The sequence below is a fragment of the Peribacillus sp. NPDC060253 genome (assembly GCF_042727425.1).
Lineage (GTDB): Bacteria > Bacillota > Bacilli > Bacillales > DSM-1321 > Peribacillus.
In genome coordinates, this window is sequence record NZ_JBHXAS010000009.1 from 23509 (window position 1) to 47564 (window position 24056).

Consider the following 24056-nt stretch of genomic DNA (forward strand, 5'->3'; position numbering starts at 1 on the left):
CAAATAAATCACTTGAAGTGGAAGTCTGCATGCCTTTTATCTTTCTCTTTTTTTTGATTTAAATAAGCTTATTCGCCGCATTGCATGATAGATTACATATTTACTAACGAATTTGCTTATATGGGACCGCCCATGTTGTAAGATGCATAACGTTATATGTATATAAATTTGACATTGTAGCTTTAAAACAGTTGATTGCCCCACTATCAACTAATGGTTATCATTTTCGCATTTAACAGGGTTTCTAATGATGCATATAATTGAAAAGCACTTTTAGGATTTCTTATCTGGCAGGCAAGAAGTTCTTCGAGTCTTTTGATCCGATAGCGTAAACCACTCATTGAAATGTTCAATGCTTTCATACTACTTTCGAGATTACCGCCGCATTGCAGAAATACATAGAGAGTTTTCAATAGCTCATTCATTTTTGGATCTTCTTTCAACAATAATGGACCCATCATTTTCTCCGCTTTTTGAAGGACGGCTGGAGTACTTCCAGTATGCATTAAAATGGAAAGTAGATCGACCTCTTCAAATTTGATTATATTCCGATGCCCTTCGTTCATTCTAAGAGCGGTTAAAGCTTCTTGGAGAACCTCATCAGCCCGTTCCAACTCATTACTTATCGTGCTGATTCCCATTTTAAAGTGATATCCGCCAAAAACGGCATATAAATGATTTATGCATTCCTGGTTGAGGTAAGTTAAAGATTGTGATTCATTTTCAGGCCGCAGAGGTATAAGCAATACGATATTGCCATCCCTTAAGGCCGTTAAGACGACTTGATTCCGCTTTTTAAAAAAACTATAAATCTCCTCGATGATTTTCTGCTGAATGAAATAATCATTCTCGACCTTTTGAGTGGAGGGATTTTGATAGCTTAACAAAACAATGGTAAAAGGGTGATCCAATGAAGTGTCTAGATACATGCTTTTATTGATTATTTCTTCTCTAGAAGCAAATTCACCATTTAATATTTGTTCCAGAAATAGGCCCTTTACCCTTTCAAGAGCTTCAAAACTGTTTTTTTCATTTAAGAGGAATAAGGAACAGGCCATGGACACCCTTTCAAGAATCATTTGATTGATTTCCAGGTTCGTTTTACCTTCAATACGATTCGATAGTGCAAAAGCACAATAGCCGTAAATTTGATTTTGTAACGTAATGGGAGCATAAAGCAGTTTAATGCCATCTGTTACGATACTCCCGGTCTCCAATGTGTCTGGACCATTTTCCCATTTGAGTTTTAGCTGATTTCTAACCTCCGTTGCCTTACCGTTGTCAAATCCAGCATGATAAACCTGATTGCTATGGAAATTCTCCATCAATAAAGGCATTTTAGTTTTTTGATAAACCATCCTCATTATAGATTGAAGGTTTCTTCCGCTAATTAGCTCTTCTGTCAACAGATTATGAATATCCATCACCTTAGACAAGCTATTACGTTCTTCCAGCAGCATTTCATACGTTAAGGCTAGTTCCTGAACAATCGGTTTCGTTTTATAATAGTTAACCTCATCTTGTATTTCCCTGCCCCATAAATGTATGGATTTACCTTCGTATCTACACTCTGCTTGCCCTGCTCCCTTGCAGGCACTTTCTTTAAAAATCACTTCATGACCGCAGACCGTAGAATAAAATCCACTTGCATATCCCGTCAATGTATAACAGACTGGCCTTTTTGCGATGCCAGTCTGGGTAATGTGTTCCTCGGCCTCATAGGAGTTCACCCACACCCCTTCAACCTTCACGGAGTCTACATCCACTTGATTCACCATCGATAATTCCAATTTCGTAGTCTTAACTTTTGTATAGCCCTGTAACATATGTAAAATGGGGCCTTGTTTCAATATTTCCTTAACACTTGACAAATCCCCTTTAAGTGCCTTTTTTGCATCTTTGACCCCGATATTCCAGCCATAACGGATTAAAAAAAATTTCATTCTTTCAAATCCAATAGTCTCGATCAAATCCTTTCTTAGGGTGCCGAAAATCGAAGAGGAAGTTAGGATCATCCTTTCATCATTTAAATGAATTTCACCTTCATCATTCTTGAGATTCAAAAGATTCGTCATGATACCCCTCCGGCTTTCCTTTTACATAATATTATACTTTTTCCATACCTTAGCTATCAAGAGAAATGTAAACGCATTCATTTTTTCGTCATGGAAAAACCGGAGGGATGCTACTACGAACCACATTTCCCGTTATCATGGGCTGCATTCATTCGTATGAAATTTTTTATCGATTTAGTTCAAATTAGCACTTAAACCAGTTTCGGCATTAATCCACTTATCATTTGTCCAGCCATGAAGGTCATAATCGCTCATTGCCAGATCTACAAAAGATTTGAATGTATCCGATTGACCATTTAAATCTGCCATTTTCATCGTTTCAAGCCTGATATTTTCATGGTTTCCCGCATAATTGATTTCATATAACTCATTCCTGCCGCCAAATTCCGTTCCGATGGAATCCCATATCAGTTTCATCAGTTTAACCCTTTCTACTGCTGAAACCCCACCTGAACCCTTATAATATTTATCGAGATACGGTCGCACCTCAGGGTTTAGAAAGTCCTTGGAGCTTGATGGGAGTTGAATGAGATTGCCTGCTACCACCTGTTCAAATATTTGTTTCACTTTTGGCCAGACCATTGGTGCGAACACCCTATAAGCAGTAGCGTATGTGCTGTTGGGCAGAACAGTGCCATTAGGCCCCTCCATCGGATCTGTAGCCATCGCAGTCGATATTGCCCAAAACATATTCCTGTACGCGAGCACTTCCCCAATATTGGCTTGAACTCCCCTAAATTGATTCGTTCCTGCCATTTCCGTTGCCTTCATCAGAAGTCCAGCCATAAAATCCAATTTAACCGCATACCGAGTGCACCCATGAAAAGTATATCTGTTCATCCATCCAGTCTTGGCCCTAAATCCATTGGCAATGTCCACATTATTATAAGCAAATACATCTTCCCATGGGATGAATACATGATCAAGCACGATGACCGCATCATTTTCGTCGAATCGACTTGAAAGCGGGTAATCAAAAGGAGTGCCTGTCTTTGCAGCGGTTTCTTCAAACGACTGCCTGCTGATCATTTTCAATCCAGGCGCATTCATCGGTACAAAGAAAATCAATGCATGGCTTCTATCTCCTTCCCCAAGATCAACAGGAGAATAATTAGCGACGAAATTATAATTCGTAAGCGCGGCAGAAGTCCCAACCATTTTGGCGCCGCTTACGATTATTCCATCATCCCGTTCTTCCACTGTACGTACAAAAATTTCTTTGTTTTCATGGAGTGGTTTATTCCTGTCCATTGCCGGATTTATAATTGTATGGTTACAGAATGGCACATCCCTTGTGGATTTTTCATACCATCTTTTCGCATTTTCTTCAAATCCTTTATAAAAGTCGGCAAATGGTCCCAGTGACCCTGTGAAAGCAGCTTTATAATCGGGGGTACGACCCATGAATCCATAACTTAGTTTTGACCATTGTGCTATGGCATCTCTAGCTTCAAGAAGTTCTTCTGCATTTTTTGAGGCCATGAAGAACTTATGGGTTCTATGGCCTTCTTCTGTCTTTGCCGTTAAAATCGGTGCAGTGACTGGATCATGGAGAGCATCGTATAGTTGGGCAATTGACCTGGCAGAATTGCGATATGCTGGGTGTGTTGTCACATCATCGACCTTATCACCGTTTAAGAATACTGTTCTTCCATCTCGTAAACTTTCTAAATACTCTTTTCCATTCATCATCGGAACATCCCCCATTCACAATTTTTCAATTGAATTGCTAGTTCCATACTAACTAAATGTTCAAAGCATATTTCTGTTGAATCCAATCTTTTTTCTAACAATTTTTGTCTAATTATACTGAATAATCTAAAAATGTTGAACTTATACAAAAAATCATATACGATATCATATATGATTAATAAAATTCAAGGGGTGAGTGTCCATGACAAAAGCAAGAGTGAAGCTACAAAAATCAGATTATTCTGAAGAGATAGAAATATTATCAAACCGCTATATTTTAATGAATGGAAAAAAATATGAGGTTTCACAAATAAAGTTGGATATCCCTATTTCAGGAACCGTATATGGAACATTATTAAACTATAAAGGAACATTGGAGGCCTTGAAGGATGAATTTCACCACCCTCCTTATAATGAGCCTCCTAAAGGGCCGATTCTTTATATTAAACCTAGAAACACATTTTCTTCTTTTTTAAATCCGGTTCCCCTTCCAAAAGGCATACTTGAATTGGAAATCGGGGCGGCACTTGGTATTGTAATCAGTAAAACAGCGACAAGGGTCAAGAAAGAACATGCATTGGATTATATAGAAGGCTTTACGATCGCCAATGATATCAGCATCCCGCATAAAAGCGTTTACCGACCTGCCATTCGACATAAAGCCCGTGATGGATTTTGCCCGGTCGGGCCCTGGGTCGTATCCAAAGAATCGATATCCAATCCCGATTCTTTAGGAATCCGGGTATATATAAATGGAGAGCTAAAGCAAGAAAATTCAACTTCAAATCTAATTCGTTCCATTTCCCGCCTTATTGAGGATGTAACAGACTTCATGACATTGAATTCAGGTGACGTTCTTTTAGTTGGTGTTCCAGAGAATGCCCCCCTCGCAAAAGCCAATGATCAAATTAGAATTGAAATAGACGAAATCGGTTATTTGGAAAATTCAATAATACCCGAAGAAAAACTATCATTGGAGGGGATTTTATGAAGAGAGCTCGAGTAGCCTATGCGGGTGCCATACATCTTGCAAGTGAATATAATGGACAGCTCCGATTAACGGATGGCCGGATTGTCGACGAGCAAGATGTTGTTTGGCTTCCCCCAGTGGAGCCCCGTACTGTGTTCGCGCTCGGCTTGAATTATGCAGATCATGCAAAGGAGCTTGCTTTTAAAGCGCCGGAAGAACCCCTCGCGTTCTTAAAAGGTCCCAATACCTTTATCGGCCACCGGGGACAGACAAGACGGCCTGCTGATGCAGCTTATATGCATTATGAATGTGAATTGGCTGTCGTCATCGGTAAAAGGGCGAAAAACATAAAAAAAGAAGAAGCACTTAAGTATGTAAGTGGCTATACAATTGCAAATGATTTTGCAATTAGGGATTATCTCGAGAATTACTACAGACCGAACTTAAAGGTCAAAAATCGCGATACATGCACCCCCATTGGCCCATGGCTAGTGGACGCTGAAGATATTCCAAATCCTTCGAATCTTGCCATCAGGACTTACGTCAACGGAAAATTGACTCAGGAAGGCAACACGAAAGACATGATTTTCAGCATTGCTGATTTAATAGAATATTTCAGCAGCTTCATGACATTGAGTCCTGGAGATATCATATTGACCGGCACACCTGAAGGATTGGCGGATACCGCTGTAGGCGATGAAATCACCACTGAAATTGAAGGGATCGGAAAACTCATTAGCACAATTGTCGGTGATGATCTTTTACCTCAGGCCAGGAATCGTCGCACCTAAAAATCCATCTCAATGGAAGGAATTAATCACATGCCTCATATTATTATAGAATATACGGACAATATTAAAGATGAAATCCAGATTGACGAGTTGTTAAAGAAGATGAATGATGTCCTGATCTCCTATCCTTCCATCTTTCCAATTGGCGGCATTCGCTCCCGGGCCATAGAATTGAAGCATTATCGGGTCGCCGATGGTTCTGAGGATGATGCGTTTGTTCATGCCATACTTAAAATTGGCGCTGGACGCCATGAAAGTGATAAAACCAAAGTATGTGATAAACTTTTCGAAACGATGGAATCCCATTTGGCAGCCCTCTTTTCTAAGAGATATCTAGCCCTTTCCATGGAGCTTTCCGAATTCAGTGATTTTGGCACATATAAAAAGAACAATATCCATAACAGATATAAATGAACACCTGAACTTCCGGTTTCATATTTAAGGGCCTTCCCGATCAACAGGAAGGCCTTTAAATATGAAATGATATGAAACTACAGCCGTGCTCGGTCGATTTCAGCAAGATGTTCTGAACGGTTTAAGAACTCCTTGACACGATCCACATATTCCTGTTTATCATAGCCGTTATATAAAGCGCTTGCCATACGTATCGGATCCCCAAAAAAGAACCGTTCATACAACGTTTGCCTTGTTCCAAATGAACTCATGCATACATCCCATGCAAGACGATACAATTCAACCCTTTCATACGCTCCTCCATTGGCTGCTTGAAGATATTTATCTAAATCCGGTCGAAGCTCTGAATTGAAATCCGCTTCATTTGGTATCGCCATTAATCCACTGGCTCCAAGTAGCTGCATGATTTCACTGAACCTAGGGTAAATCTTCGGATAATAATTACGGGCAATGTTTAACGGTGTGAAATCAGGTGTCATTATGCCCCATTTATCCACTTTTGCATTTGCCTCCGAAGCTGTAATGAAAGCTTTTACCGTTTCAAGCGCTATAATGACTTCCGAAATTTTCTCCTGAACATGCTGGTATTGCCCAATATTGATTGTTTCTACCATTAGTTGCAGAATCCCCAGAATGAACTCAGTTTTGACGATATTCTTCGATACCACCTGATGGGTCATATGAACAACCGCATTGCTCTCATTATACGCTTGGTTACAAATGCCGACATCCCCGTATGCAAACACGCGATTCCAAGGAACGACTACATCATCAAAAACGATAATTGTATCCATTTCCTCAAATCGTGAACCGAGTGGGTGATCAAAATGTGATTTACCATAGTCGAATGATTCACGACAGATGAATTTTAATCCAGGGGTATTATTAGGTATGGAGAAGGCGAATGCATAAGGGTTTTCTTCTTCGGATTGCTTAAGCAGTGTGGAAGGAAAAACCATGATTTCGTCCGTAATCCCGCCTTGTGTAGCCAATAATCTGGCTCCCTTTATAATAAGCCCTTCTGAATTCTTGCCTGCTATCCGTGCTGCGATGTAAGGGTCCGGAAGCTCTGCTGCACTAACTCCCCTATTAACCTGCGGTTGAATCAGGGTATGTGTCAATGACAAATCCTTTTCCCGGCAGAGCTCATAATAATCTTTCATATTTTTTGCAAATGCCGAATCCTGGGTTCCGAACATATCCGCAGCTGAACCGTACGCCATCATCCCACTGTTGATATAATCAGGGGACCTTCCCATCATTCCATTATTATGTCTTGCCCATTCTTGAATCATTTTTCTTCTTTTTGCGAGGTCTTCCTTTGTCCGAGGCTGCATGAATGAGGTTCCTACTCTTTCTTTGGAAGTAGGTGAGGTATAAGTCATGATGTCTTCTTTCGTGGAATCATGCTGAAGGTCATATAATTCAGCCTGAGTTTTCATGACTCCTTTAAAAGCTGGATGTTCACTGATCTTATCTTGTACTTGCTCTCCATTGATCCATACATTCGCCTTTGCTTTGTCTACCCTATTAATATATTCTTCACCTGTTTTTACCGGCATGATTGTATCCTCCTTTAGTTTCCATATGAATGAAGCGCTTACAAATAAATTCAAAAAATTCAATTAATTACTTTAACAAAATATACCATGTGTTAAGATATATATAAAATACTTAAAAAATTGAATATGTATATGAAAATCATATGTATGAGGTGTATAAAATGGACATCCGGCAACTAAAGTATTTTGTGACGATTGTTCAGGAAGAGCAAGTAACTAAAGCTGCAAAAAAATTACATATGGCTCAACCACCTCTTAGCCAGCAACTAAAATTAATGGAAATGGAAATCGGTGAAAAACTTTTCGATCGGAACGGAAAGAAACTTGAACTCACTGAAACTGGCAAGGTCCTTTATAAAAAAGCTGAAGCTCTATTAAACCAGTTTGAAGAAACACTATTGGAAGTGAAGGAAGTCAGTAAAGGGCTAAAGGGCACTCTATCCATCGGGTCAGTAAAAACTTGCTTTTCTTACATTCCGCAAAGGATGAGAACGTTTAGAGAAAAATACCCTGAAATAAGTTTCAAGTTAATGGAAGGGGATACATTTCGTATGACGGAAGGTTTACTAAACCGGGAAATCGAGTTAGCTATCGTACGACTTCCAATTAACGGTAAGCAGTTCTCATCGATTCACCTTCCACCGGAAGACTTTGTACTTGTCATCCCAAAAGAATGGGATATTCCAGACACCATTGAATTTAAACATATTAAGGAATTCCCCCTATTATTGCTGCATAGGGTAAGTGGTCAAGGTACCTATGAACTGATAGTGGATGAATGCTTCAGACATGGATTTGAACCCACCATTGTTTGTGAATGTCCTGATGCAGCGATGATTCTATCATTAGTGAAAGAAGGAATAGGTGCTACCATCATGCCACGTACCACATCCAAATCGTTTTCAACCCAAGGTATAAAAATAGTCGAATTCATAGATTGTGAAGTACAATCGGAAGCCGCACTTATCTGGCTCGAAGAACGTTATCTTTCCAAAGGTGCCGTCAAATTTTTAGAAACCTTTTCTGAATGAGTTACCCAGTTTCCCCGAATCTTCTTTTTGATTTATCAATCCCCTATTAAACTGGATGGATTCTCGGATAAAAAGAAAAAAAGCAGCCTCTATTCAGAAGGGCTGCTTTTTCTCCCATGGATTCACATGGACGTTAACAAAATCGATCATCATTCAATGTCGCACGACACCTTTAACGTCATGGCCCGTATTGGACTTTACGAGGATTTCATTAAAATTATCATTTGTAATCGCTTTCACATTAGTTTGACGGTTACCGAACAAGGCACCTAAGTAGCATGCCAAAAAGCCAAGTGGAATGGACACGATTCCTGGTGAATTCAACGGGAAAATGGGGTCGCCTGTAATGATGGTTGCTCCCGGGACCGGGTTCCAGACATTCGGACTTAATGCTACGAGTATAAGTGTACCAAAAAGACCAGTCATCATTCCGACTATGGCACCTGTTTTATTGAAGTTTTTCCAATAGATCGTAAGAAGGATGACTGGCAAATTTGAACTGGCGGCCAATGTAAAGGCAATCGACGCTAAAAATGCTACATTGAATTCCTGCAGACCTAATGATAAAACGATTGAAAGTGCGGTCACACCAACGGATGCCCATCTTGCCATGGTCATTTGCTGTCTTTCCGTCGCTTTTCCATCTTTTAATATTTCGTTATAAAAATCATGTGAAAATGCCGTAGCACCTGTTAAAACGATTCCCGCCACTACTGCGAGTATCGTGGCAAAGGACACGGCTGCAATAAAGGCGAATAAGATGTCGCCGCCCACAAGTTTGGCCAATAGGGGAGCAGCCATGTTTCCCGCTGGGTTAGCGGCCATAATATTTGATGTTCCAACCAACTTCGCTGCACCGAATCCAAGAAAAATGACCATGATGTGAAAAGCCCCCATGATCCACATCACCCACACAACCGATTTTCTTGCCACTTGAGCATTGGGGACGGTCAAAAAACGAATTAATATGTGAGGCAGACCTGCTGTCCCTAGAATAAGGCCTAGTGACAAGGATGCTGCATCCCACCCACTGGCATATTTAATACCTGCCTTCAGGTAATCTGCACCCATAGGTGTCGCTGTTTTCATATCCGTGAAAATCCCGATGAAATTGAAATTCATTTTCCACATGACAATCATGAATAATATGAATACCCCGCCGATTAACAGGATGGCTTTAATGATCTGCACCCAACTCGTCGCCGTCATTCCTCCAAATAGAACAAAAACCAACATGGCAATCCCTACGATGATTACAGATGTATTATACGGGATGTCTAAGAGTAATTTGAATAAAGCACCTGCTGCAACTAGTTGCCCCAGCATGTACATGACTGATATCACCAGCGTATTAAAAGCGGTCACTCCCCTGACCTGTTTATATTTGAACCTCGTGGTCACCATGTCAGCCAGTGTATATTTCCCTAAGTTCCTTAATGGTTCAGCCACCAGGAATAATACGACCAGGAATGAAACAAGTGCCCCATACATCAGGAAAAAGCCATCATACCCCGTTAAGGAAAATGCTCCAATCAACCCTAAAAACGTGGAAGCCGACATAAAATCCCCTGCCAACGCAAGTCCATTTTGCCTGGCCGTCAACCCGCCCCCGGCCGTATAAAATGAGCCTGCCGTTTTCGTTTTTTTGGAAGCGTAATACGTTATAAAAAGGGTGCCTATCGACATAAGCGCAAATAGAATTACCACTGTCCAATTCATAAATCAAAGCCCTTCTTTCTCGATGATTTCTTGTATTTGCTTATCAATTTTCTCCGATTTCCTTACATACATGCTGCAAACCCATACAGACATAACGGTAATCGATACACCGTACACCCACGCCCATGTTATGTCTCCAATGAAAGTGTGATCCAGGATATCTGTATAAAAAACTAAGAAGGGCAAAAGCAGGGAATATCCCATAAAAAAAATCGTAAAAGAGATGACAAACTTCTTTTTACCGGAAAGCATCTGCTGAAACTCCTTGGAAGCAACAATCTTTTCATAATCTAATAGATTGGTTTGTTCGGATTCTTCATGGTTTTGTTTTTCCATCTGCACCATCACTTCACACCTCTTTTTACATTTATTTCCCAAGGGCTGTAACCGAGCAACAGTCTTGATTATCACAATTGAAAACAGTACAGTACTCCCTCTTTCAATGGACCATACCCAAAGCAAGCCTTAGTATAGAAAATTCAAATTGATGGCTTCGTGTTTAAAATATCTGCTAGAAGAGGTTCTAAACCCACGCTCCTGATTTCTTCGCTTCTTCATATTGGCGCTTATGCTTACAGATAGGGCAGCAGTTTATTCTCACTGCTGCCCTGCCCCAGACCATATCTTTTGATGGCCTGCTCTCTCTTAATAGACGGCCCGCATATCTGTCATCTGATTCAACTTCTTTGTGCTTTCACATTTCCACTTGATATGAATCTTCATATCTTCTAAGGGAAGATAATCATTGAACTGTAAATGCCAACTCTCTTGATTGGATTCCTCCATTGTTTGATAGGCAATCCCCTCGTAAACATTTCCGTCGTTTTGCATCTCGATTAAATAAACCCCTGGTGGAGGTGTCAGAAATGCTTCTGATAATGTAACTAGGAAGTGTTGATGGTTTTTGGAACGGAAATAGGAGGAATTGATTGTCCCGTGACTTTGAAAATATGTGCCAAGATATGCCGGGATATCAGCAAACCTTCCATTCTCAATCAAGTTCCTAAGCATCGTCGAACTCACTTTTTCGTGTGCAATTTCAAATTTCTCGACTTCCGTCACTTCAAAAAATCTCTTTCCTTCGATTTTCAGCTTTTCCATATTTCCTTCCCCTTTATACCCATAACGAAAATCAAAACCAGCGACGGCATGTTTGCATTTAAACCCACAAAGATATTCCTGGATAAATCCAAAAGGGGAAAGATTAGCAAATGCGGAATCGAAGTTCACGACTATCAAGGTTTCCACCCCTAATTCCTGCATGATTTTTGCTTTTTGCACTAAAGGAGTAATATATTTTTTCGGTGTTTGATCACTCCCTATGATTTGCTTTGGATGCGGAAAAAATGTCATGACTGCCAATTTTAAATCTTGTTGCAAAGCAATCTTTTTGGCTCGATTAATCAATTCTTGATGTCCTAGATGAACGCCGTCGAAAAATCCAAGCACCATCAACCATCACACACGGTTCTGCTTTAGCCGTACATAAACTGGAAAGTGGGTGCAAAACATGAATGATCTCCAATTCCATCTTCCTTTCATCTGCTTCTTGAAAGGTTCTATTAATAACTTCATCAAACAGACCTTCTATACTTCCAGCGGTTCTTTTTCGCAACTGGTAATCAAAAGATATAAAACTACCCATACAGGAGTTATGGAAACACACATACCATGAGCACTCTCTCTTCCAATTCCCACTGAGTGCCCATGTTCATTTTTAAGGGACGCTCGATGATCCACCCCTGCATCCGGTCTTCAAATGATGAATTCAGGTTTACTTTTTGCCAGGATCGGTTCTTCAAGAAGAACTTCTTCGCCTGTTATTATATCAAGGACAGTAGACGCCTCATCAAACCATGAATCCGGGGCTTTTGCCCCCCAGAATGTCTGACGCCTTGGATCATCCAGATCCCAATGAATCGGTTCGTTATCTGGGTCAGACGTTAAGTAGTCTCCATTGTAAAGTTCGATTCTGTGTCCATCCGGATCTCTTAAATACAGGAAGAATGCATTGGATAGACCATGCCTTCCGGGTCCCCGTTCGATGGACTGTGCATAACCGAGAGAGGCCAGCACATCACAGGCATGGATAAGTGCAAGCGGATCTGGCAGCCAGAAGCCTACATGATGAAGTCTTGGACCAACACCGTTCATGAATGCCTGATCATGGACCGTTTGTTTTCTATGCAGCCACGTTGCCCATAAGTTACCCGACTCATCCACTGTATCTTCCGAGCAGACAAAACCTAATTCTTTCACATAAAAATCATAAGCTTTTTGTACATTTGGAACACTGCAATTCACATGATCGATCCTTTGGACCCTCGAACCCCTATACAAATCAAATCGTTGCAGCAATCTCTCGGCTTTATCCATTTTGCTGAAAAATTCCACCGGCAAGCCCGAAATATCCTGAACACGGAGCGATTTTCCTATAGCATGCTGTGTTCCTGCTTCCATCCACTTCATTTTCATTCCCTTGGATTTGAAAAATGATTCCAGTTCTATTAGGTCTTCCTCTTTTTCAACCTTGTATCCTATCGCTTCCACGCTTGGCTTTTCTGCCTTTTGCAAGATTAGCGAGTGATGATGCGCTTCCTCTAAACCTCGTAAATAAATGTGTCCATTTGTTCTTTCCGTTTCAATAAACCCTAGAGCATCCACATAAAAGGCTCTTGATTTGTCTAAATCTGTTACATTAAGTATCGTTCTCGCAACACGAATAATGGAAAAATTCATAGTGTTCTCCCCTTCTTTAATGAAATCCGGATTATTTTTCAGCAGAAGAAACGGCATTTTGATTTATGGATCCAAACTTTGGAATGTGATGTTCTCCAATTGCCACATGAATAACTTGGGTTTCTGTATAGAACTCAAAGCTATAATGGCCTCCTTCACGTCCTACCCCACTATATTTCGAACCTCCAAATGGTATCCTCAGATCCCTTACATTTTGGGAATTCACCCAGACCATCCCACTATCGACGGCTTGAGCAAATCTATGTCCACGTTTCATATCATTGGTCCATACATAAGCAGCAAGCCCATACTTTACATCGTTAGCCATTCTCAGTACTTCCTCTTCCGTCTTGAAAGGAATGACTGCCATGACTGGTCCAAAAATCTCTTCCTGTGCTACAGTCATATCGTTTGTGCAGTTCAAGAGCAGCGTCGGGGCAATATAATTCCCTTCCTTGAATTCACTCGGTATAATACCGCTTACAATTTCTGCTCCTTCATCCTTTGCTATTTTCAGATAACGGGAGACATTATCAAAATGGTTTCGATGGATAAGCGGCCCGATCTCCGTTCCTGGGTCCATCGGATTTCCAATTTTGATAGTATGAACACGCTCCTTCAATTCTACAACGAACTGGTCCATTATCGATTCATGGACAAATAACCTGGAATTAGCCGTACACCGCTCCCCATTGAATGAATAGATTCCCCAAATCACTGAATCCAGTGCCTTTTCTAGATCAGCATCTTCAAAAATGATCGCTGGTGATTTACCTCCGAGTTCCATGGAAAAACGTTTCATCGTATCGGCACCATTTTTTATGATTTCAGCACCAGTCGTCGTCTCTCCGGTAAAGGAAATCAACTGGACATCAGGATGGGCAACCATGGATGCCCCCGCCGTCTCACCAAAACCGTGAACGATATTGAATACGCCTTTTGGCAAACCGGATTGATCAATGATCTGAGCCAATTTATTGGCTGTCAAGGGAGACCATTCAGCAGGTTTAAGGACACAAGTATTACCAGTAGCCAAAGCCGGGGCGATCTTCCAAGTTTCTAACATGAAAGGCGCATTCCAAGGAGTAATTAATCCCGCCACACCTATTGGTTTATGAATCGTATAATTAATGAAAGTGTCATCCACTTGATACGATTCTCCGATAAGCCTGCTTTTCACCATTTCAGAATAAAACCGGAAATTTTCCGCTCCCCGTGCTGCCTGTTTTTTTGTCTGGCTAATAGGCAAACCTGTATCAAGTGATTCCAAAAAGGAAATTTCTTCGGCATTTTCTTCAATTAAATCGGCAATCCTATTAATATATTTCAATCTTTCTTCCACTTTCATCTTTCTCCATGGACCGTTATCGAATGCTTCTCGTGCAGCAGCTACCGCTTTATCAATATCTTCCTTAAACCCTTCAGCCACATGATTGATTGCTTGATTATTAAAAGGGCTTAGATTTATAAATGTTTTTCCTGAGGTACCCTCAACAAATTGACCATTGATATAATGCTGGACATCTTTCACGGGAAAAGTTTGCATGATAAATCCTCCTTAAATCTTAATTTGGGAAGATAACAAGAATTATTAGGATTCTGTAATCTTCCCACTCTATAAAAATTATGACTGGATGCCTTGGCCAATCAATCCGTATGATTGAAGGGTTTCACGCAGTTCTCTTTCCAAAGGTTCCGAAGGCGGGCCCATCGGCGGTCTTAATGCAGGATTGATTTTTCCCATCATCCCCATTGCCGCTTTTAATGGTCCAGGATTGGTTTCTTTAAACAAAACATCATTCAAAGGCATTAATTTATAATGGAGATCAAGTGCCTTATCAACATCACCTTCCACCCAAAGGTTGTAAATTTCCGCTACCTCTTTAGGTGTGATATTGGCTGTAGCACTAATATGCCCTGCTCCTCCAATTGTCAGCATTGGGTAACATAATAATTCGATGCCCGAATATAAGAGAAAATCTCTTCCACAATTCAGTAAGACACGGTTCACATGTTCGAAGTCCTTATTGGATTCCTTTACACCAACGATGTTTTTACAATCTTCAGCAAGACGGGCCAATGTCTTCACTTCTAAATTCGTTGCCGTTCTTCCAGGTATGTTGTATACGATCAGCGGAATGTCAACAGAATCAGCTACTGTCTTAAAATGATTGTAAAGTGCCTGTTGATTCGGTTTATTGTAGTAAGGAACGATGACTAAAGCGGCATCCGCACCCATTTCCTGTGCTCTTTTTGTCAAATGCAATGTTTCTTTCTGATTGGCAGATCCAGTACCTGGTGCAACCGGAACACGGGCATTTGCTGTTTTAATAGCTGTTTCCATCACTAATTCCCGCTCTTCAATCGTTAATGAACTGGGTTCCCCGGTAGTCCCGCATACCGATATTCCATGGGAACCGCTTTCAATATGCCAGTTTACTAAACTTTCAATTGCTTTTACATCCACTTCCATCTTGTCATCAAACGGAGTGATCACTGGAGCGATGGAACCTCTTAAACGACTTTTGATTTCCTCGTACATTTCATCTACCACCTTTTCATTATTTTGAATATTCGGAATAATAGAAGTGAAAAAATCGGCTTTGCTTTTATAGATAATCAAATCGACTATTATAAAACAAAGCCTAGGTCATTAAAGTGCCTGATCGTGATTAGTTTCAGCCCTCTGCTTGAATGTACTAATGGCATTCAGCTTATGCTTTCTTACCAATGATTCAATTTCTTCGAAAGAAGCTTTTTCCTTTAGAAGCCGTATGATGCTTTCATGTTCACGGATGGATTGGACTGCACGCTGCGGCACCATGGTGAACATGGACTTTCTGACTCTATTCATTCTTTGTTGCGATTGTTTAATTTCCTCAATTAAAAAGGAATTTCCACACTTTTCATAAATTTTTGCATGAAAACATTCGTTTAACTTACCAAACAGCTCTAATTCAAAGTTATGGAGAGCTTTTTCCATTTCTTTGTTTAAATTAATTAGATTTTCAAAATCATGATCATTCATCGTTAAAGAACTGAGGGCAGCTGCATAGCCTTCAAGCAAAGATAAAACGGAAAGCGTTTCTATGTATTCGCTCTCATTTATGCTTGTAACCACTGCGCCACTATACGGCTTATATTGAATAAGACCGTCAGATTCCAGTTGTCTGATCGCCTCCCTGACTGGAATCGGGCTTAAACTCAGTTCTTTCGCGATTTGATCGATAATGATCCGCTGTCCAGAACCGTATGTTCCATCCAATATTAATGTACGAAGGTGCTCATAAGCTATTTGCTTTTTGCTGGGGTTTTTGTTTTTATCTTCCATATTTTTATCATATATGAAATCATATATGATTGCAATCCATTTTTATTAAAAATCATATATGATTTTTGTTTTATCATATCTAGCTAGATTTCTTAATGAAGGAGGCAAAAAAACTCCCTTGATGAAGGGAGCTTCAGTTTGTAAACAAAAAGGTTTCGGAATGGTCTCATTGCGAAACCTTTTTGTTTTTATTGGATTTGAACCCGTTATAGAGAATAACGGTTGGTGTTTAGTAAGCTGTATCTGCGGCAACAGCTTCTGGTTTTCGCATGTCTGGAAAGATAGCATCCTTATCCCTCAAGTTTTAATACTAAAAAAAGACTGTAGGCAAAAGGAGTTCTATCTACCTGTTAAAACAAAGTTGACCAGAACAGGTATTCGAAACTCCTGCGGGAATATGCGCCCAAGGGAGACCCCGCAGGCGCAAAGGCGCCGAGGGCGGACAGCCCGCGGAAAGCGAGTGCCTGGAGGCAACGGTCAAATTTTAAAAGCAAACAAACTTCCTTGATGAGTTTCCTGTACCTTTTGAAATTTCATGACCTCTTCTAAACATGGACTGCTTCAATATTTTCCAACAAAAAAAACCTGCAGATCCTCATGTTGCCAAGAAGTCTGCAGGTTTTTATAAAAATTATGCCATTTTTGATTTAACGAATGAATGGATTCTTTCAACAGCTTCTTCAAGAAGTTCCAATGAAGTCGCATAAGATAGCCTGATGTTATCAGGTGAACCAAAACCTGAACCTGGAATAACTGCCACTTTTGCTTCTTCCAGCAATGCAGTCGTAAAATCTTCGACATTGCTGTAACCTGTTAATTCAACTGCGCGTGTAACATTCGGGAACAAGTAAAATGCACCTTGTGGTTTAATGCAGCTTATCCCTGGAATTTCAACTAATTTATCATATATTTTATTCAAACGGCTTTCAAAGGCTTGACGCATTTCTTCTACGGGCTCCTGCGAACCTTCATAGGCGGCAATCGCTCCATATTGTGCAGTTGTGGTTGGGTTCGATGTGCTATGACTAGCAAGGTTCGTCATTGCTTTAATGATGGACTCATCGCCTACTGCATAACCAATTCTCCAGCCTGTCATTGAATGCGATTTAGAAACACCATTGATGATGATCGTTTGCTTTTTCAATTCAGGTGAAATCTCTGCAATGGATGTATGTGTTGCATTTCCATAAACCAATTTTTCGTAAATTTCATCGGATACGATCAAGATATCATGTGCCAGGCAAACTTCCCCGATAGCCGCCAGTTCTTCCCTGGTATAAAGCATACCTGTTGGATTGCTTGGCGAGTTGATGATAACCGCTTTCGTTTTCTCAGTAATGGCTTGTTCTAATTGTTCTTTTGTTATTTTATATTGATTTTCTTCTGTACCGACCACATAAACTGGCTTTCCGTCAGCAAGCTTGATTTGCTCTGGATAACTTACCCAATACGGGATTGGTACAATGACTTCATCTTCTTCATCCAGAATCGCTTGAAATAATGTGTAAAGAGCGTGCTTAGCACCTGAGCCGACTAAAATTTCAGAAGGCTTGTATTCCAAACCTTGATCACGCTTTAATTTGGCGGCAATTGCTTCTTTGAGCTTCGGAAGACCAGCAGATGGCGTGTATTTAGTTTGACCTTCATTCATGGATTGAACAGCTGCTTCTATTATATGTTTAGGCGTATTATAGTCGGGTTCTCCGGCCCCTAAACCTATAATATCAAGACCTTGAGCTTTAAGCTCCTTTGCTTTTGCCGTGATGGCCAAAGTTGTAGATGGCGTTAATGATTGAACCCGATTCGCTAATTTCATTTTAAATTAATCCTCCATTCTATATGCTTCGATAATACTTAAGCCATTCCCCAGTTTTAAAATCATAATAATCATAGTTAAAACGCTCTGATTCATCAAGATACGTTACTTCCCAAAGTGGAACGTTCTTTTCCATGCCAAGCTTGACTGAAATGATTTTTTGTGGGTTTAGCTTTTCTTTGACAATGCTTAAGATCTCTTTTTTTGATTTACCATCTTTATAGTTTTCGACTACTATCTCTTTTTTCTCATCCTTGGGAAGCCAGACTATTTTTTTAGTCCCTTTTTCTCCCTTACCAATGATGACGGAATATGAATCCTGCCCATTATAGAGATAGTATTCGTCCATGGATACAAGGCCGCCCTCTTCCTTCGCCTTTTCAAAAGCCTCATTACCAGCTTCTTTTTTAGGCTGTAACGCTTTAATATATGCCCCGCTGACAAATCCGATAAAACAAAGGATTAGGATAGAAGCAATAATCAACCATTTTTTCAAAGCTGTTTTTCCCTCTTTCTATGTACGATAAATTGTAAATATCGCTTTTTCTTGATCTTCGGAATCCAATGCCAAACCAAACATTAAGTCATCTTTTTTCAATGTTCGGTTCAAAGAATCCACGATTTTATACAGATCAGGAGAATATTGCAGCCTGACTGTCGAGATTACTTCAATTTTACTTTCCATGAAAACGCCCCTCCGATTTAAAATTTGTCAACAACCACTGGTATGAATAGGATTAGAAGGCTTTACCACCTTTCACATTATACCAGTTCAAAGATCATTTTTCTTTAAAATTTTCATAAAAATTCAATAGGATTTATGAATTATCTCAAGATTCTTTAAATCCACTCTTCTATCATATCGGCCATTTCCATTATTGACGTTTGGTGCCATTTGACTGCTGGAATGGCCTTTTGAAATTCCGAGCCATATTTGGCAGTGACGACGCGGCGATCAAGAATAACCAAGATCCCTTTATCTTCTGGAGTACGTATTAACCGGCCGAATCCTTGGCGAAATCTTAACAAAGCTTCAGGTAAAGAATACGCAGAGAAAGGATTACGCCCTTGCTTCTCGAGAAGTTGGCATTTAGCAGCTGTCACTGGTTCATCCGGAGGTGAAAAAGGCAGCCTGACAATCACTAAACAAGATAAATCCTCACCAGGAATATCGACGCCCTCCCAAAGGCTGGTTGTTCCAAAAAGGACTGCTTTCTCGAAGTTTTGGAAGTTCCTTAGCAACCTCATTCGGCTTCCACCAGAAATTCCTTGAGCAAACAAGGTGAACTCATCCAGAACCCCTGTGTCCTTGATGGCATAATAAGTAGCCCGAAGCATCTCATGTGAGGTGAATAATACCATCATCCTGCCTTTAGCTGCCTGTGCCGCGGCAATAATATGGTTTGCTGCCGTTTCGGAAAACTCCTCCACCGATAAGCAATTGATATCTTGAATATCATTGGGCACAAGTACCTTTACAAGTTCCTTATAGGGAAATGGCGAAGGAAAACTTGCTGTCTGCACCGGTTCATTCTCTAATCCAAGTTGTTCTTTAAAATACTGAAAGGAATCCTTCACAACAAGGGTTGCTGATGTCATGACGACACTTTTCTGACGCCCGAAATAGGAATCCCACAACCATTTACTTCCTGCAATCGGCTGAACTGTCAGAGTCACCCCATGCTGTGGTGCTGCATTCGTATAGTCAAGCCAATAAATATTTTCTTCATGCGGTTTAATGAAAAACTCATGTAACGAATCCCTTGTATCCTGCAAATGTCCAAGAAGCACTTCAATATCATTTAAGTAAAATAATGAATTTTTACCTAAAGGGGACTCGTGATTCAATAAAAGGGCCAATCTTTGCGAAAGCTCCGTGATGATATACCCCAATAAGTCAACCAATCGCTCAGCAACCAGGATGGCTTTACCCCATCTACCATCATCTATCTTGAATGAGATCCGTTTCGGACTTATGGAACGTGAAAGTTTTTCAGCCTGATTGGAGAGGTAATAAAAAAGCTGTTCGAATTCATAGGAAAAATCATTCAGTTTTTGATCCAATTCATGCCGAGACTTCCCTTCCGTCAGCCCATTATTTAAGAGTAATCTGTCCAATTTATATAATAATTGCTTTTGATCTGATGTGCCTAGTCTGTTCAACATCGTTTTCACTGAAATATAATTCAGCCTTCGTCCAAGCTGTTTAGAGGCAGCCTGCTCCAAATGGTGCGCTTCATCGAGTATCAGATACCCTTTCTTGGGAATTAAAGCGTCTTCGGCAAGAAGATCCGTCATTAAAAAAGAATGGTTAGTGATAATGACATCCGCCTTGCCCGCCGTTCTTTTTGCCCTTTCAAAAAAGTCCAATTTTTGCCAGGGCTGTTTTAAACCTGCGTATGTAAGGCCATCACTTTGCAGCCGATTCCAAAACAGCTGACCTCCGCTTGTAAGATTCAATTCGTCTTTATCGCCAGTTTCGGTTTCGGTAAGCCAAACCAATATCTGCATTTTCGTTAATGCCGTTTCATAATTATCTTCCTTTTCACGTAATGCCCTTTCGAACTTTGCCAAGCTCAAATAATTACTTCTCCCCTTTAATAAAACAGCTTGAAAAGTAAAGGGAAGAATTGTCTTCAGCTTAGGTACCTCGTTTTGGAGAAGTTGATCCTGCAACTGGAGCGTATACGTCGAAACGACGACCGGTTTTTGATGTTTTCTAGCAAAATAAACGGCTGGAAGCAAATAGCCTATGGATTTCCCAATACCAGTCCCTGCCTCAATGATTGCATCTTGGCTGGTTTCAAAGGAATGGTGAATCATATTCATCATATCAAGCTGTCCCTGTCTTGCTTCAAAAGCAGGGAACGCACTTTGAAGCAAGGCCATTTTTTCATCATCATCGAGCGGAAATTCCGACTCCGTGCCTTTATGATCACTTTCCTCGCCGGCCTTTTTAAACGCAAGGCCCCTATAAGTTATAAGTTCGGGTGAATGAACTTCTGCCTTTGCAAGTTTGCTTGCAATGCAAGCATCTATCAATTCGGAAATTTCACTTTGTAAGGAATAAGATAATCGATATAACTGTTTAAGCGTCATCACCGGAAGATTCATCAGCTTTTTTTTCAATTCCAGCAATAATAAAGCCGTCGCATATGCATCACTATCCGCTTGATGGGGCCTGGAATGATCCAGGTTCTCTTCTTTTGCAAGCTGGTGCAGCTTATATCCATCGGATGTTGGTTTTAAAATTTTTGCTAACTCTACTGTATCAAGGGTGGAACCATAAAATGGCTCAAACCCGCAGCGTACTAATTCTTCCTGTAAAAAAGATAAGTCAAATAAAACATTATGGGCAACAAAACATGCCCCTTCGATCAGCCGGGCAATATTTTCTGCCACATCCTCAAAGTCAGGTGCATTTTTTACCGTCTCGTTGCTTATTCCGGTCAATTCTTCTATAAACAAGGAAATTTCCTGTCCAGGGTGGATGAATGTCGAGTACTCATCAACAATTTGGTCATTTTCGATGACCACGCCAGCAAATTGAATAATCCTATCCCCTTTTTTCGGAGAATTCCCTGTTGTTTCCAAATCGACCACTACATATCGTTGCGTCATGAATTGTACACCTCAAACTTCTCTTTCTCCACTTCCTGATGGAATTCTCTTATCTTTTTTATACCATAATAATCGTAATAAAGGAAACACGCCGTTCACCAGACCTTTTTATAATCAATTTCTCCCCTTTCATCCACAGACAAAAAGGGCCGGCTCATGTATGCATGGTTCATGCACATGAGCCGGCCTTCCGCTTACATGATTGTAGCTGCAGGTTCGTTTGAAATCAATTCAATGATTTTGTTATTTTCATCCATAATTGCAACTTTTGGCATGTGATCTCCCAGTTTATCTTCGGCGACCATCACATAAGAAATGATGATCACGATATCATCCGGTTGAACCAGTCTTGCAGCTGCTCCGTTCAAACAAACAACACCACTGCCGCGTTCACCGGCAATCACATATGTTTCTAGCCGTGCACCATTATTATTATTCACGATGGCGACTTTTTCATTTGGCAGAATACCTACCGCATCAATTATGTCTTCATCAATTGTTATGCTGCCAACATAGTTCAAATTAGCTTCAGTTACCCGTGCACGGTGAATTTTACCATTCATCATCGTTCGAAACATCTTTATTCCCCCCCTGATCCTTCTGATTTATTCGATGTTTAAAGTAATATTATCAATTAGCCTTGCATGTTTGAATTTAACCGCCATTGCGATGATAATGTTTCCAAATAGCGTTTCAAGTGGTTTAAGTTCCGGGTATTGATAGACTTCAATATAATCGATCACCCCATTTGTATGGGCCCCAATATGTTCCCTTACCATTGCCGTAACGGTTGTAGGATTCCTTTCACCAGATTCAACGGCTTCTTTCGCCTTTAATAAACTTTGGTACAACTCTTTAGCTTCCTTGCGTTCTTGATCTGATAGGTAAACATTTCGCGAGCTTTTAGCTAACCCATCTTCTTCGCGTACGGTATCTACAGCAACAAGCTGAATCGGGAAATTAAAATCTTGGATCAAACCATCTATCACGGCGACCTGTTGGGCATCCTTCTTACCGAAGTAAGCGCGATCAGGAAGGATGATATTGAAGAACTTCGTTAAGACTGTCGCTACACCATCAAAGTGTCCTGGCCTTTGTCTACCACATAAACAATCCGTCCTGCTTTGGACAACCACTTTGACCGATGGTTCTTCACCGTACATTTCTTGGACTGTTGGATAGAAGAGATAATCCACTCCGGCATAGGAAGCAATATTTTCATCACGTTCCATATCACGTGGATATGTTTCAAAGTCCTCATTTGGTCCGAATTGCAACGGATTGACAAAAATGCTCAATGCCACAATATCATTTTCTTTCCGTGCCTTTTCCAAAAGGGTGGCATGCCCCTCATGTAAAAAGCCCATTGTCGCTACATAGCCAATACTTTTTTGATTGCTTTTTTCTTCTCGGAGCACCTGTTGCAAGTCATCTGCTGAAGTAAAGGTTTTCATCTTGTCCCTCCGTAAAGTTCGGTAAGCTGCTCTTCCTTCATCGTAAATGAATGTTCCTTCGATGGAAAATCTTTAGTTTTCACTTCACCCACATACTTCGTTATCGATTGACCGATCAGTTCGTTCGCATCTCCATAAACTTTTACGAATTTTGCTACACGATCAACCCCATATCTGATGACATCATGAAAAACGAGAACTTGACCATCCGTGTCTGCACCTGCGCCAATTCCTATGGTTGGAATTCCGAGATTCCGTGTGACGAGTTCCCCCACTTGATATGGTACACACTCAAATACTATTGCCATCGCCCCCGCCGCTTCACACTTTTTCGCATCTTCCACGAGCTGTGCTGCAGCTTCTGCGTCTTTTCCTTGTACTTTATATCCGCCAAGAACGCCAACGGATTGCGGAGTCAGGCCAAGATGAGCTACAACCGGGATGCCTGCCTTCGTTAATGCTGATATTTTTTCAACAACATCATCCGCTCCCTCAAGCTTCACAGCATCCGCATGACCTTCTTGCATGATACGGGCTGCATTCTTGAGGGTTTCATCCATTGAAAGGTGATAGCTCATAAAGGGCATATCAGTCACGACAAATGTATTTGGTGCCCCGCGTTTTACTGCCTTTGTATGATGAATCATGTCATTCACCGTTACAGGAATGGTTGAGTCATAGCCCAATACGACCATTCCTAAAGAATCGCCCACTAAAATCATGTCTACACCTGATTGTTCGGCTAACTTTGCTGACGGATAATCATAAGCCGTAAGCATGACAATTTTCTCTTGATTTTGTTTCATTTTCAAAAAATCTCCGGACAATTTCATTACGTTTC

21 protein-coding genes are annotated in these 24056 nt (G+C 40.6%); 4 read left to right on the plus strand and 17 right to left on the minus strand.

Annotated features, from left to right (window positions below):
• Positions 1-206 precede the first annotated feature (206 nt).
• Both ACFWE9_RS04090 and ACFWE9_RS04095 read right to left on the minus strand, forming a co-directional pair.
• Positions 207-2075 carry a XylR N-terminal domain-containing protein gene (locus ACFWE9_RS04090; protein WP_377355711.1) on the minus strand — a complete coding sequence of 623 codons (1869 nt, stop codon included), beginning with the start codon at positions 2073-2075 and terminating at the stop codon, positions 207-209.
• Between the two features lie 174 nt (positions 2076-2249).
• Positions 2250-3767, minus strand: a complete 1518-nt coding sequence (locus ACFWE9_RS04095) for a 4-hydroxyphenylacetate 3-hydroxylase family protein (RefSeq protein WP_230157008.1) — start codon at positions 3765-3767, stop codon at positions 2250-2252.
• A 202-nt stretch (positions 3768-3969) separates the two neighbouring features.
• Here ACFWE9_RS04095 and ACFWE9_RS04100 point away from each other — a divergent pair, with 202 nt between their 5' ends.
• Genes ACFWE9_RS04100 through ACFWE9_RS04110 form a run of 3 tightly spaced genes read left to right on the plus strand, consistent with a single transcriptional unit; the run spans position 3970 to position 5942 of the window.
• Complete coding sequence (locus tag ACFWE9_RS04100; protein ID WP_230157007.1) at positions 3970-4758, plus strand: fumarylacetoacetate hydrolase family protein; 789 nt, start codon at positions 3970-3972, stop codon at positions 4756-4758.
• A complete protein-coding gene (locus tag ACFWE9_RS04105; RefSeq protein WP_377355714.1) occupies positions 4755-5528 on the plus strand; it encodes a fumarylacetoacetate hydrolase family protein in 774 nt (257 codons plus the stop codon). The genes ACFWE9_RS04100 and ACFWE9_RS04105 overlap by 4 nt, the downstream gene beginning before the upstream one ends.
• Positions 5529-5558: 30 nt before the next feature.
• Complete coding sequence (locus ACFWE9_RS04110) at positions 5559-5942, plus strand: 5-carboxymethyl-2-hydroxymuconate Delta-isomerase (protein ID WP_230157005.1); 384 nt, start codon at positions 5559-5561, stop codon at positions 5940-5942.
• A 77-nt stretch (positions 5943-6019) separates the two neighbouring features.
• Here the strand turns inward: ACFWE9_RS04110 and hpaB are convergent, their stop codons facing one another.
• Positions 6020-7504, minus strand: a complete 1485-nt coding sequence (hpaB, locus tag ACFWE9_RS04115; RefSeq protein WP_230157004.1) for a 4-hydroxyphenylacetate 3-monooxygenase, oxygenase component — start codon at positions 7502-7504, stop codon at positions 6020-6022.
• 161 nt (positions 7505-7665) lie between these two features.
• Between hpaB and ACFWE9_RS04120 the strand changes: the two genes are divergently transcribed.
• Entirely contained in the window at positions 7666-8535 is an 870-nt protein-coding gene (locus ACFWE9_RS04120; RefSeq protein WP_230157003.1) for a LysR family transcriptional regulator, read from the plus strand.
• Positions 8536-8688: 153 nt separating this feature from the next.
• Here the strand turns inward: ACFWE9_RS04120 and ACFWE9_RS04125 are convergent, their stop codons facing one another.
• The 14 genes from ACFWE9_RS04125 to panB form a co-directional block, all read right to left on the minus strand.
• Positions 8689-10254 (minus strand): solute symporter family protein, encoded by a 1566-nt coding sequence (locus tag ACFWE9_RS04125; RefSeq protein WP_230157002.1) that lies wholly within the window; start codon positions 10252-10254, stop codon positions 8689-8691.
• Between the two features lie 3 nt (positions 10255-10257).
• A complete protein-coding gene (locus ACFWE9_RS04130; protein WP_230157095.1) occupies positions 10258-10599 on the minus strand; it encodes a DUF485 domain-containing protein in 342 nt (113 codons plus the stop codon).
• 300 nt (positions 10600-10899) lie between these two features.
• Positions 10900-11706 (minus strand): cytidyltransferase, encoded by an 807-nt coding sequence (locus ACFWE9_RS04135; RefSeq protein ID WP_377355717.1) that lies wholly within the window; start codon positions 11704-11706, stop codon positions 10900-10902.
• 303 nt (positions 11707-12009) lie between these two features.
• Positions 12010-12993, minus strand: coding sequence for a 3,4-dihydroxyphenylacetate 2,3-dioxygenase (hpaD, locus tag ACFWE9_RS04140; protein ID WP_230157000.1), 984 nt, complete (start codon positions 12991-12993; stop codon positions 12010-12012).
• Between the two features lie 31 nt (positions 12994-13024).
• Complete coding sequence (gene hpaE, locus ACFWE9_RS04145) at positions 13025-14539, minus strand: 5-carboxymethyl-2-hydroxymuconate semialdehyde dehydrogenase (protein ID WP_230156999.1); 1515 nt, start codon at positions 14537-14539, stop codon at positions 13025-13027.
• A 78-nt stretch (positions 14540-14617) separates the two neighbouring features.
• On the minus strand, positions 14618-15535 hold the full coding sequence (gene hpaI, locus ACFWE9_RS04150) for a 2,4-dihydroxyhept-2-ene-1,7-dioic acid aldolase (RefSeq protein WP_230156998.1): 918 nt from the start codon (positions 15533-15535) through the stop codon (positions 14618-14620).
• 111 nt (positions 15536-15646) lie between these two features.
• Positions 15647-16324, minus strand: a complete 678-nt coding sequence (locus ACFWE9_RS04155) for a GntR family transcriptional regulator (RefSeq protein ID WP_230156997.1) — start codon at positions 16322-16324, stop codon at positions 15647-15649.
• Positions 16325-16955: 631 nt separating this feature from the next.
• Positions 16956-18140: a pyridoxal phosphate-dependent aminotransferase gene (locus ACFWE9_RS04160; protein WP_230156996.1), complete on the minus strand. Its 1185-nt coding sequence runs from the start codon at positions 18138-18140 to the stop codon at positions 16956-16958.
• A 19-nt stretch (positions 18141-18159) separates the two neighbouring features.
• Positions 18160-18636: a cell wall elongation regulator TseB-like domain-containing protein gene (locus ACFWE9_RS04165; RefSeq protein ID WP_230156995.1), complete on the minus strand. Its 477-nt coding sequence runs from the start codon at positions 18634-18636 to the stop codon at positions 18160-18162.
• 18 nt (positions 18637-18654) lie between these two features.
• On the minus strand, positions 18655-18825 hold the full coding sequence (locus tag ACFWE9_RS04170) for a YpmA family protein (protein ID WP_377355721.1): 171 nt from the start codon (positions 18823-18825) through the stop codon (positions 18655-18657).
• Between the two features lie 155 nt (positions 18826-18980).
• Positions 18981-21761 carry an ATP-dependent DNA helicase DinG gene (dinG, locus tag ACFWE9_RS04175; RefSeq protein WP_377355723.1) on the minus strand — a complete coding sequence of 927 codons (2781 nt, stop codon included), beginning with the start codon at positions 21759-21761 and terminating at the stop codon, positions 18981-18983.
• 194 nt (positions 21762-21955) lie between these two features.
• Positions 21956-22339, minus strand: coding sequence for an aspartate 1-decarboxylase (gene panD, locus ACFWE9_RS04180; RefSeq protein ID WP_230156993.1), 384 nt, complete (start codon positions 22337-22339; stop codon positions 21956-21958).
• A gap of 27 nt (positions 22340-22366) precedes the next feature.
• Positions 22367-23215: a pantoate--beta-alanine ligase gene (panC, locus tag ACFWE9_RS04185; protein ID WP_230156992.1), complete on the minus strand. Its 849-nt coding sequence runs from the start codon at positions 23213-23215 to the stop codon at positions 22367-22369.
• The gene (panB, locus tag ACFWE9_RS04190) at positions 23212-24048 is read right to left on the minus strand and encodes a 3-methyl-2-oxobutanoate hydroxymethyltransferase (RefSeq protein WP_230156991.1); all 837 of its coding nucleotides are present in this window, start codon (positions 24046-24048) and stop codon (positions 23212-23214) included. Before panB ends, panC begins: the two co-directional genes overlap by 4 nt.
• Between the last annotated feature and the right edge of the window lie 8 nt (positions 24049-24056).

What these genes read in the sequence shown, in the direction of transcription:
- ACFWE9_RS04125 (WP_230157002.1), bottom strand. Translation starts at nt 10,254, where the DNA reads ATGAATTGGACAGTGGTAATTCTATTTGCGCTTATGTCGATAGGCACC.
- ACFWE9_RS04160 (WP_230156996.1), bottom strand. Translation starts at nt 18,140, where the DNA reads ATGAAATTAGCGAATCGGGTTCAATCATTAACGCCATCTACAACTTTG.
- ACFWE9_RS04105 (WP_377355714.1), top strand. Translation starts at nt 4,755, where the DNA reads ATGAAGAGAGCTCGAGTAGCCTATGCGGGTGCCATACATCTTGCAAGT.
- ACFWE9_RS04170 (WP_377355721.1), bottom strand. Translation starts at nt 18,825, where the DNA reads ATGGAAAGTAAAATTGAAGTAATCTCGACAGTCAGGCTGCAATATTCT.
- panB (WP_230156991.1), bottom strand. Translation starts at nt 24,048, where the DNA reads ATGAAATTGTCCGGAGATTTTTTGAAAATGAAACAAAATCAAGAGAAA.
- hpaD (WP_230157000.1), bottom strand. Translation starts at nt 12,993, where the DNA reads ATGAATTTTTCCATTATTCGTGTTGCGAGAACGATACTTAATGTAACA.
- dinG (WP_377355723.1), bottom strand. Translation starts at nt 21,761, where the DNA reads ATGACGCAACGATATGTAGTGGTCGATTTGGAAACAACAGGGAATTCT.
- ACFWE9_RS04100 (WP_230157007.1), top strand. Translation starts at nt 3,970, where the DNA reads ATGACAAAAGCAAGAGTGAAGCTACAAAAATCAGATTATTCTGAAGAG.
- hpaI (WP_230156998.1), bottom strand. Translation starts at nt 15,535, where the DNA reads ATGTACGAGGAAATCAAAAGTCGTTTAAGAGGTTCCATCGCTCCAGTG.
- ACFWE9_RS04135 (WP_377355717.1), bottom strand. Translation starts at nt 11,706, where the DNA reads ATGGTGCTTGGATTTTTCGACGGCGTTCATCTAGGACATCAAGAATTG.
- panD (WP_230156993.1), bottom strand. Translation starts at nt 22,339, where the DNA reads ATGTTTCGAACGATGATGAATGGTAAAATTCACCGTGCACGGGTAACT.
- hpaE (WP_230156999.1), bottom strand. Translation starts at nt 14,539, where the DNA reads ATGCAAACTTTTCCCGTGAAAGATGTCCAGCATTATATCAATGGTCAA.
- ACFWE9_RS04130 (WP_230157095.1), bottom strand. Translation starts at nt 10,599, where the DNA reads ATGGTGCAGATGGAAAAACAAAACCATGAAGAATCCGAACAAACCAAT.
- panC (WP_230156992.1), bottom strand. Translation starts at nt 23,215, where the DNA reads ATGAAAACCTTTACTTCAGCAGATGACTTGCAACAGGTGCTCCGAGAA.
- ACFWE9_RS04110 (WP_230157005.1), top strand. Translation starts at nt 5,559, where the DNA reads ATGCCTCATATTATTATAGAATATACGGACAATATTAAAGATGAAATC.
- ACFWE9_RS04090 (WP_377355711.1), bottom strand. Translation starts at nt 2,075, where the DNA reads ATGACGAATCTTTTGAATCTCAAGAATGATGAAGGTGAAATTCATTTA.
- ACFWE9_RS04120 (WP_230157003.1), top strand. Translation starts at nt 7,666, where the DNA reads ATGGACATCCGGCAACTAAAGTATTTTGTGACGATTGTTCAGGAAGAG.
- hpaB (WP_230157004.1), bottom strand. Translation starts at nt 7,504, where the DNA reads ATGCCGGTAAAAACAGGTGAAGAATATATTAATAGGGTAGACAAAGCA.
- ACFWE9_RS04155 (WP_230156997.1), bottom strand. Translation starts at nt 16,324, where the DNA reads ATGGAAGATAAAAACAAAAACCCCAGCAAAAAGCAAATAGCTTATGAG.
- ACFWE9_RS04095 (WP_230157008.1), bottom strand. Translation starts at nt 3,767, where the DNA reads ATGATGAATGGAAAAGAGTATTTAGAAAGTTTACGAGATGGAAGAACA.